The 14,549-nt window shown below is 60.3% G+C and carries 14 protein-coding genes, 2 tRNA genes and 1 pseudogene; 14 read left to right on the top strand and 3 right to left on the bottom strand.

Going from position 1 to position 14,549, the window contains the following annotated elements:
* Positions 1 to 47 precede the first annotated feature (47 nt).
* Together IWX85_RS16195 and IWX85_RS16190 are read left to right on the top strand one after the other, a co-directional pair.
* Complete coding sequence (locus tag IWX85_RS16195) at positions 48 to 1,571, top strand: 3-hydroxyacyl-CoA dehydrogenase (protein ID WP_196870406.1); 1,524 nt, start codon at positions 48 to 50, stop codon at positions 1,569 to 1,571.
* Position 1,572: 1 nt separating this feature from the next.
* Positions 1,573 to 2,352, top strand: coding sequence for an oxepin-CoA hydrolase, alternative type (locus IWX85_RS16190; RefSeq protein ID WP_196870405.1), 780 nt, complete (start codon positions 1,573 to 1,575; stop codon positions 2,350 to 2,352).
* A 2-nt stretch (positions 2,353 to 2,354) separates the two neighbouring features.
* Here IWX85_RS16190 and IWX85_RS16185 read toward each other — a convergent pair whose 3' ends face one another.
* Positions 2,355 to 2,591: a hypothetical protein gene (locus IWX85_RS16185; protein ID WP_036811873.1), complete on the bottom strand. Its 237-nt coding sequence runs from the start codon at positions 2,589 to 2,591 to the stop codon at positions 2,355 to 2,357.
* 75 nt (positions 2,592 to 2,666) lie between these two features.
* On the opposite strand from IWX85_RS16185, the gene IWX85_RS16180 reads away from it, so the two are divergent.
* The 6 genes and pseudogenes from IWX85_RS16180 (at position 2,667) to IWX85_RS16155 (ending at position 8,426) form a co-directional block, all read left to right on the top strand.
* Positions 2,667 to 3,392 carry a Crp/Fnr family transcriptional regulator gene (locus IWX85_RS16180; protein WP_036811875.1) on the top strand — a complete coding sequence of 242 codons (726 nt, stop codon included), beginning with the start codon at positions 2,667 to 2,669 and terminating at the stop codon, positions 3,390 to 3,392.
* Positions 3,393 to 3,420: 28 nt separating this feature from the next.
* The gene (locus IWX85_RS16175) at positions 3,421 to 4,512 is read left to right on the top strand and encodes a phosphotransferase family protein (protein ID WP_196870404.1); all 1,092 of its coding nucleotides are present in this window, start codon (positions 3,421 to 3,423) and stop codon (positions 4,510 to 4,512) included.
* 98 nt (positions 4,513 to 4,610) lie between these two features.
* The gene (locus IWX85_RS16170; RefSeq protein ID WP_196870403.1) at positions 4,611 to 5,870 is read left to right on the top strand and encodes an acyl-CoA dehydrogenase family protein; all 1,260 of its coding nucleotides are present in this window, start codon (positions 4,611 to 4,613) and stop codon (positions 5,868 to 5,870) included.
* A gap of 190 nt (positions 5,871 to 6,060) precedes the next feature.
* Positions 6,061 to 6,720 (top strand): annotated as a pseudogene (locus tag IWX85_RS16165) (glutathione S-transferase N-terminal domain-containing protein).
* 250 nt (positions 6,721 to 6,970) lie between these two features.
* Entirely contained in the window at positions 6,971 to 7,531 is a 561-nt protein-coding gene (locus IWX85_RS16160) for a fused MFS/spermidine synthase (protein WP_196870402.1), read from the top strand.
* Positions 7,532 to 7,571: 40 nt separating this feature from the next.
* Positions 7,572 to 8,426 carry a fused MFS/spermidine synthase gene (locus IWX85_RS16155; RefSeq protein ID WP_196870401.1) on the top strand — a complete coding sequence of 285 codons (855 nt, stop codon included), beginning with the start codon at positions 7,572 to 7,574 and terminating at the stop codon, positions 8,424 to 8,426.
* A 68-nt stretch (positions 8,427 to 8,494) separates the two neighbouring features.
* Here IWX85_RS16155 and IWX85_RS16150 read toward each other — a convergent pair.
* A tRNA-Arg gene (locus IWX85_RS16150) sits at positions 8,495 to 8,571 on the bottom strand.
* A 41-nt stretch (positions 8,572 to 8,612) separates the two neighbouring features.
* Positions 8,613 to 8,689 (bottom strand) — tRNA-Pro (locus tag IWX85_RS16145).
* 188 nt (positions 8,690 to 8,877) lie between these two features.
* Between IWX85_RS16145 and IWX85_RS16140 the strand changes: the two genes are divergently transcribed.
* The 6 genes from IWX85_RS16140 (at position 8,878) to IWX85_RS16115 (ending at position 14,336) form a co-directional block, all read left to right on the top strand.
* Entirely contained in the window at positions 8,878 to 9,345 is a 468-nt protein-coding gene (locus IWX85_RS16140) for a flavodoxin domain-containing protein (protein ID WP_036804121.1), read from the top strand.
* A gap of 297 nt (positions 9,346 to 9,642) precedes the next feature.
* Entirely contained in the window at positions 9,643 to 10,830 is a 1,188-nt protein-coding gene (locus tag IWX85_RS16135) for an ABC transporter substrate-binding protein (RefSeq protein ID WP_196870400.1), read from the top strand.
* Positions 10,831 to 10,946: 116 nt separating this feature from the next.
* Positions 10,947 to 11,810, top strand: coding sequence for a branched-chain amino acid ABC transporter permease (locus tag IWX85_RS16130; RefSeq protein WP_036804127.1), 864 nt, complete (start codon positions 10,947 to 10,949; stop codon positions 11,808 to 11,810).
* On the top strand, positions 11,807 to 12,844 hold the full coding sequence (locus tag IWX85_RS16125; RefSeq protein WP_196870399.1) for a branched-chain amino acid ABC transporter permease: 1,038 nt from the start codon (positions 11,807 to 11,809) through the stop codon (positions 12,842 to 12,844). Before IWX85_RS16130 ends, IWX85_RS16125 begins: the two co-directional genes overlap by 4 nt.
* Positions 12,841 to 13,605: an ABC transporter ATP-binding protein gene (locus tag IWX85_RS16120; RefSeq protein WP_036804132.1), complete on the top strand. Its 765-nt coding sequence runs from the start codon at positions 12,841 to 12,843 to the stop codon at positions 13,603 to 13,605. Before IWX85_RS16125 ends, IWX85_RS16120 begins: the two co-directional genes overlap by 4 nt.
* The gene (locus tag IWX85_RS16115; RefSeq protein WP_196870398.1) at positions 13,602 to 14,336 is read left to right on the top strand and encodes an ABC transporter ATP-binding protein; all 735 of its coding nucleotides are present in this window, start codon (positions 13,602 to 13,604) and stop codon (positions 14,334 to 14,336) included. Before IWX85_RS16120 ends, IWX85_RS16115 begins: the two co-directional genes overlap by 4 nt.
* Positions 14,337 to 14,549 lie beyond the last annotated feature (213 nt).

Here is a 14,549-nt window from a genome sequence, read left to right as displayed (position 1 = left end):
GCAGCCCGACCTTCGTTCAATCTTTCTACCTAGCCGGCGAATCAACCATGCAAGCAACTTTTTATCAAACGGTCGGCATCGTCGGCACAGGTGCCATGGGACGGGGCATTGCCCAGATTGCTGCGCAGGCTGGCAGCACGGTCAAACTGATGGATGCACAGGCGGGCGCTGCTGCGAAGGCGCGCGAGGCGCTGTGCAGCCAATGGGACCGGATGCGCGAAAAAGGACGCATCGGCGCCGACATCGCTGATGCCCACAAAGCCAGGGTCCAGGTCGCAGACACCCTTGACGACCTCTCCAGTTGCGACCTGGTGATCGAAGCCATCGTCGAACGGCTGGACGCTAAGAAAGCGCTCTTCGCCCAGTTGGAGGCCATCGTGCCGGAGCGTACTGTGCTGGCAAGCAACACCTCCTCGCTGTCGATCACGGCGATTGCGGCCGGTCTCACGCATCCCGGCCGCTTTGCCGGTTACCATTTTTTCAATCCAGTGCCGCTGATGAAGGTCGTGGAAGTCATTGCCGGCCTGAAGACCAGCACCGACACCTGCCAGGGTCTCAGCGAATATGCCTGCCAGACGGGCCATACGCCGGTGCATGCGCAGGACACGCCGGGCTTCATCGTCAACCATGCCGGTCGCGGTTACGGCACCGAGGCGCTGCGCATCGTCAGCGAAGGCATTGCCGATTTCGCCACCATCGACCGCATCCTGCGCGACCAGGCGGGCTTCAAGCTCGGCCCGTTCGAGTTGATGGACCTGACCGCACTCGACGTGTCGCATCCCGTGATGGAATCCATTTACCACCAGTATTACGAGGAAGACCGTTACCGCCCCAGCGTCATTACCGCGCAGCGCCTGGCGGGCGGGCTGTTGGGACGCAAGACCGGAGAGGGTTTTTACCGCTACGACGGCGGCATGGCCCAAATACCGGCCGAAGCTCCCGTGCCCGACGTGGCTGAAATGCCGCCGGTCTGGGTGTCACCCCGGGCAGCGCGGCGCTCGGAGCTGTTGCAATTGCTGAAAAACCTCGGAGCCCACATCGAGACCGGCCCCTCGCCTTCCCCGCAGGCGCTGACGCTGGTGGCACCGCTCGGTTTCGACATCACCACGGTCGCCGTGGTCGAGCGCCTGGATCCGGCGCGCACCGTCGGCATCGACATGCTGATCGATGACGCCGCCACCAAGCGCCGCGTACTGGCCACCAACCCGGCCACGCGCAGCGACATGCGGGATGCGGCCCATGCGCTGTTCGCACGCGACGGCAAGGCGGTCAGCGTGATCCGTGACAGCGGCGGCTTTGTGACGCAGCGCGTGGTGGCCACCATTGTCAACATTGCCAGCGACATCTGCCAGCAAGGCATCTGCAGCCCGAAAGACCTGGAGACCGCCGTCACGCTGGGGCTGGGCTACCCCATGGGGCCGCTGGCCATGGGCGACCGCTACGGACCGACGAATGTGCTGGAAGTGCTGTTCAACCTGCAGACCGTCTATGGCGACCAGCGCTACCGGCCCTCGCCATGGCTGCGTCGCCGGGGCGCTATCGGCCTGAGCCTGATGCACGAGGAACACTGACATGTCCGGCGCATTGAAAAGCACCAGCGAAAGCGGCACGCTCATCCTGACGCTGAGCAACCCGGAACACAAGAATGCGCTTAGCCCCGACATGTACGCCGCAGGCATTGAGGCGCTGAACGCTGCCGAGAACAACCCGGAAATCCGCAGCGTGGTGATCACCGGCGAAGGCGACATGTTTTGTGCCGGCGGCAACCTGCAACGGCTGCAGGCCAACCGGCGCCTGTCACCCGAAGTGCAGGCGCAGAGCATTGAGGCGCTGCACAACTGGATCGAGGCCATTCGCACCTATCCCAAGCCGGTGATTGCGGCTGTCGAAGGGGCGGCCGCCGGTGCGGGCTTCTCGCTGGCGCTGGCCTGCGACTTCATCGTCGCCGCTGACAACGCGGTGTTTGTAATGTCCTATAGCACCGTGGCACTGTCGCCCGATGGCGGCGGCAGCTGGAGTTTGGCGCGCGCGCTGCCTCGCGCTCTTGCCAGCGAACTGCTCATGGGGGCTGAGCGCATCAGCGCCAAGCGACTGCACGAGTTGGGACTGGTCAACTGCGTCACCGCTGCCGGCGGCGCGATCGGTGAAGCGCTGGCATTGGGCGCGCGGCTCAATGCGCGCGCGCCCAACGTGCTGGCCAGCATCAAGGACCTGATCAACGACGCGCCGGTCAACACCCTGAGCCAGCAACTGGACAGCGAACGCAACCACTTCGTTCGCAACCTGCACCATGCCAATGGTGGCGAAGGCATCGAGTCGTTCTTGCAAAAACGCTTGCCACATTACCGCTAGCATTACTCCTGATTTGATAGCTGTTCACGCATGAGCAGTATGCGCAAACGGCTTATTTTATTAAAAAATATTTTTTGTCCGCCATTTTGGCTGCGCGCCAACGGCGTGACCAGCAGCCATCTGTCCATGCAGGTTTGCACGGTTGACAGGCGATTGTCATCGGCAAAAAATCTTCCGACGCTCGCCTGCAGGATTCCGACTTGAAACGGGCCATCGCCTTCTGGCAATGCGACACCCATGCGACAGCATGCAGCTTCGCCACAGGTCGCTAAAGCGACAATGCAAAACTTGTTTAGTCACCCAAAAGACAGACCATGGACGATCCTATTCTTACGATAGATGAAAGAGCGGCCATCAACAGCGGCCGCTGGTTCTCATCCCTCTCACCTTCCCTGAGGCACGACATTCTCCGATGTGCTTACGTCAAACGCTTCAAAGACGGCGACCTCATTGCGGCGCGCGGCGACCCGCCCGAGGAATGGATCGCCTGTGCCTTGGGCGCGGTACGTGTCAGTTCGACCTCGATTTCCGGCAAGCAGGTGACCCTGACGTATGTCGAGCCGGGCATCTGGTTTGGCGATGTGGCGATCTTCGACGGCGAACGCCGCACCCACGATGCCTATGCGCATGGCAGCACCACCATCCTGTGCGTGGCGCGGGCCGACCTGCGCAAAATCCTGACGCAGCACGTCGAACTTTACGAAGCGTTGCTGCGCTTGCATGCGCGGCGCATCCGCCAACTTTTTGGCCTGGTCGAGGACCTGAACACCCTGCCCTTGCGGGCGCGGCTGGCCAAGCAGTTGCTGCACCTGGTGCGCAGCTACGGCGTTCCCAGCCTGGCCAACGGAAGCGATACCCGCATCAGTCTGCAACTGGCGCAGGAAGAACTCGCGCAACTGCTGGGCGCCTCACGCCAGCGAGTCAACCAGGAACTCAAGGCCATGGAGCGCGAGGAAGCCATCCGCATCGAGCCGGGCGGCCTGGTGGTGCGCAACCGCCAGACCCTGTTGCGCATTTCAGAAGCGGATGCCGACAAATAACAAGACCTGTCCCAAGGAACCCAGCCCCATGAGCAATTTCGACCATTTTGTCGGCACCCGGGCCGTCACCGCCGGCCAGGCCTTTGACACCGAAGCGCTCGGTGCTTACCTGAGTACGCATCTGGACGGCTTCAGTGGCCCGCTGAACGTCGAAATATTCAAGGGTGGCCAGTCCAATCCAACCTACAAGCTGATCACGCCCCATGCCAGTTACGTGATGCGCGCCAAACCCGGCCCCGTCGCCAAACTGCTGCCATCGGCGCACGCGGTCGAGCGCGAATTCAGAGTGATGCAGGGCTTGCAGGACACGGCCGTTCCCGTGCCAAGAATGTTCTGCCTGTGCGAGGACGAATCCGTCATTGGCCGTGCTTTCTACGTCATGCAGTTTGTCGAAGGGCGGGTGCTGTGGGACCAGTCCCTTCCCGGCATGACGCCCCTGCAGCGCGGCGAAATCTACGACGAGATGAACCGCGTCATGGCGGGCCTGCACAAGGTGAATTTTGCCGAATGCGGCCTGGCCGGCTACGGCAAGCCCGGCAACTATTTCGAGCGCCAGATCGGACGCTGGAGCAGGCAGTACCAGGCGTCCGTTACCCAGCCTATTGCCGAGATGGACAGCCTGATGCAATGGCTGCCGGCAAACATTCCCGCCAGCGCCCGCGATGAAGGCATGGTGTCCATCGTGCATGGCGACTTCCGGCTCGACAACTTGCTGTTTCACCCTACCCAGCCCCGGGTGCTGGCGGTGCTGGACTGGGAACTGTCCACCCTCGGTCATCCGCTGGCCGACTTCAGCTACCACTGCATGGCCTGGCACATTCCGCCCGGCACTTTTCGCGGCATTGGCGGGCTGGATGTTGCCAGCCTGGGCATCCCGACCGAGGCCCAGTACATCGCCCGGTATTGCGAGCGCACCGGCCTGACGACGCCCGAGGCGCTCCAGGCAGACTGGAACTTTTACCTGGCCTACAACCTGTTTCGTCTCGCCGCCATCCTGCAAGGCATCGCCAAGCGCGTTGAAGCCGGTACCGCGTCCAGTGCGCAGGCGGTCAGTTCTGCCGCCGGCGCACCAGTGCTGGCCAGGATGGCCTGGGATTTTGCGTTGAAGGCGCAAACCTGAATGCGCGGGACTCAACACATCCCGCGCCCCGCTGGCCCATTCACCGATTTTTCCAGCAAGCCTTTTCCGATAACCACCCGTCCCTTCAGGAGATATTCATGGATTTCGACTACACCCCCAAAGTAAAAGAGCTTCAGGCGCGCCTGTTGAAGTTCATGGATGCGCATATTTATCCCAACGAAGCACGGTTTTTCCGCGAGATCGCTGAAAACCGGGCCAAAGGCAATGCCTGGATTCCCACCACGCTGATCGAGGAACTCAAGCCCAAGGCACGCGCTGCCGGATTGTGGAACCTGTTCCTGCCGCATTCGCCGCGCGCGCCCGAAGGCCTGTCCAACCTTGAATACGCGCCGCTGTGCGAAATCATGGGGCGGGTGCCGTTTGCCGCTGAAGTCTTCAACTGCTCGGCGCCCGACACCGGCAACATGGAAACCATCGCCCGTTATGGCTCGGAAGCCAACAAGGACGAATGGCTTGACCCGCTGCTCAAGGGCGAGATCCGCTCAGCCTTCCTGATGACCGAGCCTGAAGTCGCCTCCTCCGACGCCACCAACGTGCAGTGCAGCATCGAGCGCGACGGCGACGACTATGTGATCAACGGCCTGAAATGGTGGTCGTCCGGCGCCGGTGACCCACGCTGCGCGGTGTACATCGTGATGGGCAAAACCAATCCCGAGGCTGGCCGCCACGAGCAGCAGTCGATGATCCTGGTGCCTGCCAATTCACCCGGCGTCACCGTGATCCGGCCCTTGAGTGTTTTCGGCTACGACGACGCGCCACACGGCCATATGGAAGTGCGCCTGAGCAACGTCCGCGTGCCTGCGGACAACCTGCTTCTCGGGGAAGGGCGCGGCTTTGAGATTGCCCAGGGCCGCCTGGGCCCCGGACGCATCCACCACTGCATGCGCAGCATCGGCATTGCCGAGCGTGCACTGGAACTGATGTGCAAGCGGCTCAACAGCCGCGTGGCGTTCGGCAAGCCGATTGCCCGCCAGTCGGTCTGGAGCGAACGCATTGCCGAGGCGCGCTGCATGATCGAGCAGGCCCGGCTGCTGACCCTGAATGCGGCCTACATGATGGACACTGTCGGCAACAAGGTGGCCAAGGCACAGATCGCCATGATCAAGGTGGTTGCGCCCAACATGGCCTGCCAGATCATCGACTGGGCCATCCAGGCCCACGGCGGTGGCGGCGTGTCGGATGATTTCCCGCTGGCCTATGCTTACGCCCACCAGCGCACCTTGCGCCTGGCCGATGGACCGGATGAAGTGCATCGTGCGTCGCTGGCCAAGCTGGAACTGGCCAAGCACCTGCCCATTCCAGGCGAGGTCGAGATGCCAGTAACGCGCGGTTGCTGATTGTCCCGGACGATTTGACGGGTATATGGCGCTATCTAATAAGTAGCAAAATATGCCCGTCATACATGCGCATAGGGCATAAATAACACGATTTTTTTATTTTCGGCAGCCAGGCGGCCCGACCGGCCGTCGCCACCCGGCTTTTTTCATTCGACGTAAAGTGGTGTGGCATCAACACAAGGAAGCCGCTGTGATCAATGTCTATTCCTGGCCGACGCCCAATGGACACAAGTTTCACATCCTCCTGGAGGAATGCGGCTTTGGCCTGGTGGGCGACTGGCAGGTTTTTCCGGTCAACATCGGGGCCGGCGACCAGTTCAAGCCCGAGCGCCTCGCCATCAGCCCGAGCAACAAAATACCGGCGCTGGTCGATCCGGACGGCCCCAACGGCAAGCCGATGGCTCTGTTCGAATCTGAAGCCATCCTGCTCTACCTGGCGTCGAAAACCGGCAAGCTCCTGACCAAAAGCGACCGGATCAATTTTCTGGTGCTGCAATGCTTGCCCTTACAGATGGGCAAGGTCGGCCCATGCCCGGTCAAACCCATCATTTTCGCGAATAGCCGCCTGAAAATATCGATTACGCCGTCAATTGCTACCCCAGCGAAACCAGGCGCCTGTACGGCGTCGTGGACAAGCCACTGGCCAAAAACAGCTTCGTGGCCTGCAACCAGTACACGGTCGCCGACATGGCCATCTTTGCGAGGCTGCGCGGCTGGCAAGACCAGGGAATCGACTGGAACGATTATCCGCACCATGAAACCCTGGTGCGACTTGGTTGGCGCCAGCCCGGCCGACACGCGCGGCGTCGAGGTGCATGCAAAATTGCGCAAGCCGCTCCGTGATCACTAACACCGCGAAATCCTCTTTGACAGCACGCAATACCAAAGGCGCCGAGGTTCAACATCTGCATTTCCTCCTGCATTGCCGGCGTTCAACACGAGCCCCAGTCAATACTGTCACCAGGACGTTTGATGGGAAAGGCAATAGTTAGCGCGTTGCCTGCATGGCGCCACCAACCAAATCGATTGGAAAATTTCGTCCCATGACAGCGTATAAATTTTTTGTCTACCTTCTGGCTGGCTGGTCAGGATTTTTCGTCATGGCGCTCGAACTGCTCGGGGGCCGGGCGCTGGGGCCGTTCTTCGGGACGGGCATCTATGTATGGGGCGCCATCATCACGCTGTTCATGCTGTCGCTGTCGGTCGGCTACCTGATCGGCGGATCGTTGTCTGCCAGCCGGCCGAGCCTGGAAAAGTTGAGCGTCATCTTGCTGCTGGCTGTCTTGGCGGCCCTTCCCTGCGTGCTGGCATCCAATCCCATTCTGGAGTTCATTTTTGACCGGGTGCCCGACCCCCGGTATGGCGCGCTGTGCGCCTCCGTTGCGCTGTTCTTTCTGCCGATCACGGTGTCAGGGGCGGTGTCACCTTACGCCGTCCGTCTGCTCGTGGACGGCCTGGGAACCAGCGGACAGGTAGCGGGCAAAGTCTTTTTTGTTTCGACCTTCGGCAGCATGCTTGGCACACTGCTGACGTCGTTCTATCTGGTGCTGCTTTTCGAACTGGACCAGATTTTGTGGGGAATGATGGCCATCTCTTTTTTGATCGGGATGGCAGGGCTTGTGTTTCACCGGGAAAGGATCAAGCATGCGGCGACCGCCTGAATGGCTGATGATGTGCTTGGCCCTTGCACTGACGGCCGGTGTGGCGGGGGCGCAGGAAATCTATCATGAGAAATCGCTGTACCGGAACATTGTGGTGTACGAGGAGCAAGGACTTCGCTGCATGAAATTCGGTCGCCAGGGCACGGGGCGGCAATCCTGCATTTCCCTTCAGCACCCTGACGCGCTGGTACTGAGCTACACCAGGATGCTGCTGGGCGCGCTTTACCTGAAGCCCAAACCGCAGAACATCCTGATCATCGGCTTGGGCGGGGGCAGCCTGCCCTCCGCACTGAAAAAAATCGTTCCTCAAGCACGTATCGAAACGGTCGAGCTTGACGCGTCCGTGGCGAAGGTTGCAGAACGTTTTTTTGGCTTCACGCCGGCCTATGACAACACCGTCGCCATTGAGGACGGACGGGTCTTTGTCAAGCGTGCGCAAAAGCAGGGGAAAAAGTACGACCTTGTCGTTCTTGATGCGTTTGACCATGTCTACGTACCCGAACACATGCTGACCCGGGAGTACCTGCTGGAGGTCAGGTCATTGCTGGAAAAGGATGGCGTGCTGGCAGCCAACACCTTTTCATCCTCCAGGCTTTACGATGCCGAGTCCGCCACCTATGCAGGGGTGTTTGGCCGGTTCTACAACCTGAAGACAGAAAATCGTGTGATCCTGGCCCAAAACAGCGAATTGCCGCCCATGGAGAAAATCCAGTCCAACGCTGGCCAGCTGGAGCAAAAGCTCAATCATTTTGGAACTGGCAAGAACTGGCTCTTGCCGCTTTTTTCAACAAAAGTAGACTGGCCCGAGGGCACCAGAATCCTGACCGACCAATATTCACCGGGCAACTTGCTGAACGGAAGTGAAAATCAAAAGCCGTGGTGGCAATTTTGGTAAACAGGTCCTACGCTTCAACACAGCTTAAGGAGTTTTCCAGTGGCCTGGGAAATGCATACATGCTGATTTGGTCTGTCCGGAGGGGATCGAACCCCCGACCCTCAGCTTAGAAGGCTGATGCTCTATCCAACTGAGCTACGGACAGATATAAAAAAAGCCCACACAGTGAGCTTTTTTATTGATTTTTGGTCGGAGTACAAGGATTCGAACCTTGGACCCCCTGGTCCCAAACCAGGTGCGCTACCAGACTGCGCCACACTCCGACAAGAAGATTATTATAGTCCGTAAAAGGCGAAGCCTTAAGCTAAGCCGAATTTTTTAAATTGCTTCAAGGCTTTTTCACATTGGCAGGGCTGCCATCCTAATCAAAGTGCTTGAGCAGCGGAAATATACTTCCCGTCCTGCTTCCTCCATCAACGCCCTGTTTTCACAACTCCTCGAACACGTCCACATGAAACTAAAAATCCTGGTCGGCAGCATGACCCACACGGCAGACCATGTAGCGCAGGCCATTCAAATGGAATGCGCTGACTTGGCCAGTCCTATCGAGGTTCAATGGATGGATGGTCTGGACATCCATGTCTTCGATGCCGAAAAAGCCACGGATGCGATTTTTTTGATGTGCATTTCCACCTATGGCGCGGGTGATGTTCCAGACAATGCGCAAATGCTCTACCAATCGCTGGACGCGCAAGCCCGTTATCTGGGCCATGTCCGTTACGGCGTGATAGCACTTGGCGACAGCATGGGGCATGCGGAAACTTTCGGCTTTGGAGGAAAGCGCTTTGACGAGCGCCTGCAGGACCTCGGTGCCCAGCGCATTGGCGACATTTGTTGTCTGGATTCAAGCGACGGAACGTTGCCCGATGCAAAGGGTGCCCAATGGTGCCGCGCCTGGCTTAAAGCCGCCCTGCCGTAAGCCATCGCACGTGGCGCCGCAGGCTCTGGTTGCTCAAAATACAGGCGGCTGCACTGGTGGATCGCCAGTGATTGAATAAAAATTGATCGCGTCGAACGGTGTTCACGCAAGCCCCACAGGGAAGCAATGCCTTCATGTACATCCAGACCTGAAAAGCTAACCATCCCCACAAGGAAGACATCTTCAAAATACTTCACAACTAAACAATTCACTCCTGAAGCTCGGGTTTTACACTAGGGCAGACGACCACGGACCGCTTTATATTCGATTCATACCTGCCACCCACCAAGGAATCCCATGTCCACTCGTCGTCTGGTCCTCTCCCGTAGCGCTGCCATCATTGGCGCAGCCTCAACCGGCCTGCTGCTGCCCGGTATCGTTCGGGGTCAGTCAAGCAAGATACGCGTGGGCTTCATGCTGCCTTACACGGGAACCTTCAGCCAGCTCGGCGTGGCGATTGAAAACGGCTTTCGCATGGCGATCAATGAACAGGGTGGCAAGCTGGGCGGGCGCGAGATCGAATACTTCAAGGTCGATGACGAATCAGAGCCGTCCAAAGGCATTGAAAACGCCAGCAAGCTGGTGCAGCGCGACAAGGTCGATGTGCTGGTCGGCACCGTGCACTCGGGCGTGCAGATGGGGATTCAGAAGGTTGCCCGGGACAGCGGCGTGCTGTGCCTGATTCCGAATGCCGGCGTGCATGCTGCCACCCGCGCCCTGTGCGCGCCCAACGTGTTCCGCACTTCCTTCAGCAATTCCCAGCCGACCCGGGCTCTGGGCAAGGTCATGATGGACCGAGGCCATAAAAAAGCTGTCTGGATCACCTGGAAATACGCCGCCGGCGACGAGGCTTTTGAAGGCTTCAAGGAAAGCTATACGGCGGCCGGCGGCACCATCGTCAAGGAACTCGGTCTGCCTTTTCCCAATGTCGAATTTCAGGCACTGCTGACCGAAATCGCGGCGCTCAAGCCCGACGCCGTGGCCTGCTTCTTTGCCGGGGGCGGTGCGGCCAAATTCATCCGCGACTATGCCGCCGCAGGCCTGAAGGGAAAAATTCCGCTGTACGGCTCGGGGTTCCTGACCGAAGGCGTGCTCGACGCCGCCGGCCCGGCGGCCGAAGGCATTGTCACCACCATGCATTACAGCGACTCGCTGGATACGCCGCGCAACAAGCAGTTCCGGCTGGACTATGTGAAGGCTTTTCGCAGCCAGCCCGACGTGTACGCGGTGCAGGGCTACGACACCGGCCTGCTGCTCATCCAGGGCGCCAACGCCGTCAAGGGCGACCTGGGTGCGAAACCCGCACTGTACAAGGCCATGGAAGGCGCCACCATCGACAGCCCGCGCGGCAAATGGACCATGAGCAAGGCGCACAACCCGGTACAGGACATCTACCTGCGCGTGGTTGAAAACAAGGAAAACAAGGTAATCGGCATTGCCGCGAAGGCTTTGGCCGACTCGGGCGTTGGCTGCAAAATGGCCTGATGCTTGCGCGTGGGCACCAGCGGGAGGTTTTCAAACCTCCCTTTTTTTGCTGCTTGCCGCCTTACCTTTTCAAGCGGGCCTTTTAGATGGCCCAGCCCCAGCGGAAAACAGGACTGATGGACATTGCCAATTTTTTTATCCAGCTGCTCAACAGCGTGCAGTACGGACTGCTGCTGTTCATGCTGGCCGCCGGCCTGACGCTGATCTTCGGCATCATGGGCGTGGTCAACCTGGCGCACGGGAGTTTTTACATGCTGGGCGCCTACCTGGCCTGGTCGCTCAGTGCGCAGTTTGGCAGCCTGGCCCTGGCCATCGTGGGCGGCGCGGCACTGTCGGTGCTGTTCGGCCTGGCGCTTGAATGGCTGCTGTTTCGCCATTTCTACAACCGCGACCACCTGGACCAGGTGCTGCTGACCTTTGGGCTGATCTATATCTTTGAAGAACTGCGCTCCATCCTGTGGGGCGACGACGTGCACGGGGTGCCGATTCCCGAACTGCTGGGCGCCTCGATTGCGCTGACCGATACCCTGTCCTACCCGGTCTACCGCCTGTTCATGTCGGGCATCTGCCTGGCCTTGGCGGCTGGCCTTTATTTCCTGATTTCCAAGACCCGCCTTGGCATGAAGATACGCGCCGGCGCCTTCAACCGTGACATGGCCGAAGCATTGGGCGTGAACATCAAGCTAATCCATGCGGTGGTGTTTTCCTTGGGCGTCGGACTGGCGGCGGTGGCCGGAATGATTGCCGCGCCGGTCGCCAGCGTCTACCCGAACATGGGCTCGCAGGTGCTGATCATGTGCTTCGTGGTGGTCGTCATCGGCGGCATCGGTTCGGTGCGTGGCGCCCTGATCGCCGCGCTGCTGGTCGGCCTGGTCGATACCTTTGGCAAGGTGCTCTTGCCGCAGGTGGCCGGCATGCTGGTGTACATCCTGATGGCGGTCGTGCTGCTGTACAAACCTGAAGGCCTGTTCAAGCAATGATCCGGTCCAACCTTGAAATCCTGCCGCGCGGCGTGCAGGTCGCACTGGCACTTGGCCTGGTGGCGCTGCTGGCGTTTCCTTTTACCAGCACCGACTACTACACCGAAATGCTCACGCGCATGATGATCATGGCGATCTTTGCCATGAGCCTGGACCTGCTGCAGGGCGTGACCGGCCTGGTGTCGCTGGGCCATGCCGCCTATTTCGGACTGGCCGGTTATGCACTGGCCTTCCTGACGCCCCCCGGCGAGCCGGTCAGCCTGTGGTGGACCCTGCCGCTGGCCGTGCTGGCCTCGGGGCTGGCAGCGCTGGTCATCGGCTTTTTTGTCGTGCGCACGCGCGGCATCTACTTCATCATGGTCACCATGGCGTTCGCGCAGATGGTATTTTTCCTGTTCTTCGACAACAAGGCGCTGGGCGGCTCGGACGGGCTCTACATCAATTTCAGGCCCAACGCGTCGCTGTTCGGCTGGGTGCCGTTTGAACTGGACAGCAAGCGCACGCTCTACTATTTCACGCTGGCTGCCATGCTGGGAGTCTATGTGTTCTTGCGGCGCCTGCTCTGGAGCCCGTTCGGCCGGGCGCTGGCGGGCATCCGCGTCAACGAGCACCGGATGCGGGCCATGGGGTTTCACACCTTCGGCTACAAGCTCGCGGCCTTCACGCTGGCCGGCAGCCTGGCCGGGCTGGCGGGCTACCTTTGGGGTACGCAGACCGGCTACATCAACCCCGAACTCATGGGCTTTCAGATGAGCGCGCACACCATCATGATGGTGGTGCTGGGTGGCATGGGCAACATTGCCGGCGCCATCGTCGGCGCCTTCGCCTTTGAATACCTGCTGCATGTGTTCAAGGACTTGCCACAGGTCGGCAACGTCAACCTGGGCAAGCACTGGCAGCTGTGGATGGGCTTGTTCATCGTGCTGCTGATCACCTTTGCGCCGCGAGGCGTGCTGGGGCTTGTCGAGCGCCTGGGCAATGCAGGAAAGCGCAAGCCAGCCACTCCCGACGACCGAAAGGAAGAAGTGGCATGAGCGAAGTGCTTCTCAGCGCCAAAGGCCTGACCAAGCGATTTGGCGGGCTCGCGGCGGTCAACGACGTGTCCCTCGACCTGTGGCGCAGCCGTATCCATGCGGTCATCGGCCCCAACGGTGCCGGCAAGTCCACGCTGACCAACCTGCTCTCCGGAGACCTGCCGCCGACATCGGGTTCAGTACATCTCGGCGGGCAGGATGTCACCGGCTGGAGCGCGGAAAAGATTTCGGCGCAGGGACTCGGGCGCAGCTACCAGAAAACCAATATTTTCTTGCCCTTCACGGTCTGGGAAAACGTGCGGCTGGCCTCACAATCGCGCCAGCCGCATGCCTTCAGATGGCTGCAACGTGCTGCTGATTTTGCAGCTGTCAATGCCCGCGCAGAAAGCGCCATCGAGCTTTCCGGCTTGAAATACCGTATCCACAGCATTGCCGGCACGATCAGCCACGGCGAGCAGCGTCAGCTTGAAATCGCCATGACGCTGGCAACCCAGCCGCAGGTGCTGCTGCTCGACGAGCCGCTGGCCGGCATGGGTGCACAGGAAGCCGAACGCATGATCAGCCTGCTGCACCGCCTGAAAAAAGACCACGCCATGCTGCTGGTGGAGCACGACATGGACGCGGTGTTCAGCCTGGCCGACCAGCTGACGGTGATGGTCAATGGCCTGGTCATCGCCAGCGGCACGCCGGCGCAGATACGGCTGGACCCCGGCGTACAGGCTGCTTATCTGGGCGAAGACATCGGGGAAGAAAGCGCATGACGACGCATCGCACCGACTCGCCGGAACTGCTGGTCAATGCCCAAAATATCAACACCTATTACGGCGCCAGCCACATCCTGCGCGACCTCAGCTTCAGCGTGGCGCGCGGCGAGACCATCGGCCTGATGGGACGCAACGGGATGGGCAAGAGCACGCTGCTCAAAAGCATCATGGGGCTGGTCAAGCCGCGCTCCGGCTCGGTCGAGATTGCCGGCCACGACATGACCGGGCGTTCGCCGTATGAAATCGCCCGCCTCGGCATCGCCTATGTGCCCGAAGGCCGGGGCATCTTTGGCAACCTGAGCGTGGTGGAAAACCTCAAAATGGCGGCGCGCGCCGGCACCCGGGGCCAGCGGGACTGGACCTATGAACGGGTGCTGGACACCTTTCCCCGGCTCAAGGAACGGCTGAGCCACGGCGGCCAGCAGCTCAGCGGCGGCGAGCAGCAGATGCTGACCATCGGCCGGGCGCTCATGACCAACCCGGAGGTGCTGATCCTGGACGAAGCCACCGAAGGCCTGGCGCCGCTGATCGCCCGCGAAATCTGGCGCCTCTGCCAGCTGGTGCGGGACACCGGCATCAGCAGCGTCATCGTCGACAAGAACTGGAAGCACGTCAGCCAGATCACCGACCGCAATGTGATCCTGGTCAAGGGCGAAGTGGTGTTTCAGGGCCGCTCGCAGGAACTGCATGACCGGCCGGAGTTGCTGCAGCAGTACCTGGGCGTTTAACGCGGATTCGTCCTGCGTTGCAAAAACAGGTGCCCAGCCCACAAAGGGCAGGTTGCCCCGCTCGTCATTCCCGCGAAGGCGGGAGTCCAGAGATTCAAGAGTAGCTATGGCTTTTGGCGCCTGGATTCCCGCCTTTGCGGAAATGACGATAGCACAGGACAGGCTATTGCTATTTAATTTATAGCTCCTTATGCAAGATGGACGTGCGCAACG

It is taken from the genome of Polaromonas sp. CG_9.11 (genome assembly GCF_015752225.1).
In the GTDB taxonomy this organism is placed as follows: domain Bacteria; phylum Pseudomonadota; class Gammaproteobacteria; order Burkholderiales; family Burkholderiaceae_C; genus Polaromonas.
This window is presented reverse-complemented; position numbering and strand designations above follow the sequence as displayed.

What these genes read in the sequence shown, in the direction of transcription:
- IWX85_RS16195 (WP_196870406.1), top strand. Translation starts at nt 48, where the DNA reads ATGCAAGCAACTTTTTATCAAACGGTCGGCATCGTCGGCACAGGTGCC.
- IWX85_RS16190 (WP_196870405.1), top strand. Translation starts at nt 1,573, where the DNA reads ATGTCCGGCGCATTGAAAAGCACCAGCGAAAGCGGCACGCTCATCCTG.
- IWX85_RS16185 (WP_036811873.1), bottom strand. Translation starts at nt 2,591, where the DNA reads ATGGGTGTCGCATTGCCAGAAGGCGATGGCCCGTTTCAAGTCGGAATC.
- IWX85_RS16180 (WP_036811875.1), top strand. Translation starts at nt 2,667, where the DNA reads ATGGACGATCCTATTCTTACGATAGATGAAAGAGCGGCCATCAACAGC.
- IWX85_RS16175 (WP_196870404.1), top strand. Translation starts at nt 3,421, where the DNA reads ATGAGCAATTTCGACCATTTTGTCGGCACCCGGGCCGTCACCGCCGGC.
- IWX85_RS16170 (WP_196870403.1), top strand. Translation starts at nt 4,611, where the DNA reads ATGGATTTCGACTACACCCCCAAAGTAAAAGAGCTTCAGGCGCGCCTG.
- IWX85_RS16160 (WP_196870402.1), top strand. Translation starts at nt 6,971, where the DNA reads ATGGCGCTCGAACTGCTCGGGGGCCGGGCGCTGGGGCCGTTCTTCGGG.
- IWX85_RS16140 (WP_036804121.1), top strand. Translation starts at nt 8,878, where the DNA reads ATGAAACTAAAAATCCTGGTCGGCAGCATGACCCACACGGCAGACCAT.
- IWX85_RS16135 (WP_196870400.1), top strand. Translation starts at nt 9,643, where the DNA reads ATGTCCACTCGTCGTCTGGTCCTCTCCCGTAGCGCTGCCATCATTGGC.
- IWX85_RS16130 (WP_036804127.1), top strand. Translation starts at nt 10,947, where the DNA reads ATGGACATTGCCAATTTTTTTATCCAGCTGCTCAACAGCGTGCAGTAC.
- IWX85_RS16125 (WP_196870399.1), top strand. Translation starts at nt 11,807, where the DNA reads ATGATCCGGTCCAACCTTGAAATCCTGCCGCGCGGCGTGCAGGTCGCA.
- IWX85_RS16120 (WP_036804132.1), top strand. Translation starts at nt 12,841, where the DNA reads ATGAGCGAAGTGCTTCTCAGCGCCAAAGGCCTGACCAAGCGATTTGGC.
- IWX85_RS16115 (WP_196870398.1), top strand. Translation starts at nt 13,602, where the DNA reads ATGACGACGCATCGCACCGACTCGCCGGAACTGCTGGTCAATGCCCAA.